General features: G+C 51.8%; 1 protein-coding gene and 1 pseudogene. Both read right to left on the reverse strand.

The window, feature by feature from the left end:
• Positions 1-212 precede the first annotated feature (212 nt).
• Positions 213-2,081, reverse strand: a complete 1,869-nt coding sequence (locus L693_RS0124720) for an ABC transporter ATP-binding protein (protein WP_025720836.1) — start codon at positions 2,079-2,081, stop codon at positions 213-215.
• A 20-nt stretch (positions 2,082-2,101) separates the two neighbouring features.
• A pseudogene (locus L693_RS0124725) lies at positions 2,102-2,702 on the reverse strand (hypothetical protein); the annotation flags it as partial.

Here is a 2,702-nt window from a genome sequence, read left to right on the forward strand (position 1 = left end):
TCGTTGTTACCGATCCCGGTCCTGCTGCTCCCGGCCCTGCCGCCGCGAAAAAACGCCCTGCACGTAAGCCAGCAGCCCCGACAGCACAGCAGGCTGCGGCAGGCGATAACATCTCTCCGACTCCAGTCAAAAAAAGAAGAAGCACCGCTAAACGTAAAGAAACTTGATAATGAAACTTGATAATGAAACTTGGGATAAATACAGAAAGCTGGCTAAGGGGTGGCGGTGACACTGCTTTGATACGACAGCAGTTGGCTGAACGCCCCCCGCTCCTCTTGTTCCAGCTGCCTGTAGTTCCCTTGCTGTATAACCTCGCCTTGCTCCAGTACAACAATTTGATCCGCATGACGAATCGTTGACAGGCGGTGAGCGATGACGATCAGCGTCATTTGACCCTTCATCCGCTCCAGTGCTGCTTGAATTGCAGCTTCATGCTCACCATCGAGCGCACTTGTCGCTTCATCCAAAATGAGTACCGGAGGATGATGCAACACAGCCCGCGCTAATACCAATCGCTGACGTTCCCCTCCGGACAGGCGAATCCCCCGATCCCCAATGACCGTGTCCAGCCCTTGGGGCAGTCTGGCAACAAAGCTGTCTGCGGCAGCAAAATGCAGCGCCTCCCATAGCTGCTTTTCGCTGGCCTCTTTATACGCCAGCTTCAGATTTTCACGAACGGTGGCGTGGAACAGAAAAGGGTCCTGTGAAACGTATCCAAACGATTGCCGCCACTGCGGCAGCAGTTCGTCATCCAAAACACGTCCATCTATTTTAATCTGCCCCCCAGTTGGACGCAGAAAACCCATCAGCACATCGACCAGCGTACTCTTGCCTGCTCCCGATTTTCCCACAATGGCTGTCATCCCCTTGGCAGGTATGAACAGATTAATTTGGTGCAGTGCAGGCTCTGCTGCACTATCATAGCGATAATCCAGACCATTGCATTCAATCCCGCTACGCAGAAACAAGGGGTGCCGCGCAGATGCTGATGTATATGGAGATTCATGAAGTCCCGATACATCGGACGGGACACGGGTTGGCGGGGCTGCAAGAGCAGTTAACGACGGATCTGAGAAAGCTTCGCATTCCTGCTGTACTTTGGTCACACTTTCAAAAGCAGAGATCATGGACATGATATATTCCAGACTCGCTTGAATCAGGGCAAACCTTGGCCATAAGCGGGAAAATATGAGGATCAAGACGATCAGCTTTTCAGGTGAGATATGCAGCCATTGCAGGGACGCGAATATAAGACAAACGACAAATACAGCTGCCGCCGTACGATGCAAAAACTGTGTGGTGGCATTTTGCCGGACAAATTGGGTCGAATTATCCTCCATACGACGCGTCAGGGAGCGAAACCAATCTATATTGGCAGCCTCCAGCAAATTGCTTTTAATATCCTTCATTCCATTCAAATGATCGGTAATGCCGGCAAAATAAATCTGTGAAAGCTCAGTGGTACGGTCGCCTAGCTGCTTGGCATTTCGAATGGAGCGGCGGAACACGACAAACAACCCCAATCCACTCAGGAATACTAATCCGGTTAAGGAAGGGGACAGCCAAAAAGCCAGTGCAATCTGGATCAGCGTAAACATGACGGATGTGGTAAGTTGAAGAAGCAAATTGGTTCCCTGACTGACACGGGCCAGCTCGGTCGTCATCACATGGCTAAAATCAGATTTACGCTGGCGTAAATAAAAGGTCCACTGCGCCTTCATAAAGGAGGTATATACGTCTATTCGAAGCGAGCGCATAAAACGCTGCTGAATCTGTGAGTTCAGAATCGACTGGTAACGCTGGAGCAGAGCCTGCCCGGTAAGCAGCACCACAAATAGCAGCAGCATCCCCGGCAATAGCCAGCTTTTTGGAATGTACGACAAGAAATGATCGAATCCACCGGACAGAAACGGCAGCCCTGAATGACCAGCAAATATACCAATGGCCGCCAGCATAGGCACAAGCATATAAATGCCAAAGCCCTCCAGCAAACTGATGATCATCATGCATCCAATATTGAGAAATAACGCACCGCCGTTCACGGCATACAGCTTGGTTATATACAATCGCAGGTGAACCATAACGCACACTCCTTATGGGGTCAGTGCTTGGAAAATCGTCGTTTCAGCCATAAAAATGGACGTAAAGGGATGTACAAAAAATGCAGCTTGCGAGGCAGCGGCAACCTAACCGGATCACCTGTAGAAGGAAACAAGCGGCTGATCAGATAAAGTAATCTGTGCCTCGGCTCCTTTAAGGAAAGCAAGTAAGCTCGGCTAACGGACTGAGGGGTGACCGCTGTAGCTGTAGCTGTAGCTTCAGCAACGGCAGAGCCTGAGGCGATTGAAGTAGCCCCCATGGATTCGGTGAGGCTGCTCACAGCATTGTTTACCGTGTTACCTGTCACGTAACTAGCGTCGTTCGCAGTGCTATTAGCCTCACTGACGGCGTGCAGGGTGGCTTCGATAGAGGCATCGCTGACTGAAGCAACGCCGATTGAGGCGATACCCATCGAAGAGATGCTCTCCACCGGCTGCGTCAAAGCTATGCTTTGCAACAGCTCTGACGCAGCCGTTCTGTTCGTACCTGGCCTGCTGGCAACCGGGTACGGTGCGGGTACGCTGGCCTGCATGAAGGCCAGTGCGCTCAGCGCAAGCCTGTGTGCCTGCCGGGTCGCCGATATCGGACGCATCGGCTCCCGG

It is taken from the genome of Paenibacillus sp. 1-18 (assembly GCF_000520755.1).
GTDB classification, from domain to species: Bacteria; Bacillota; Bacilli; order Paenibacillales; family Paenibacillaceae; genus Paenibacillus; species Paenibacillus brasilensis.

Excerpts from the sequence above, each read along its gene's own strand:
- L693_RS0124720 (WP_025720836.1), bottom strand. The coding sequence starts at position 2,081 with ATGGTTCACCTGCGATTGTATATAACCAAGCTGTATGCCGTGAACGGC.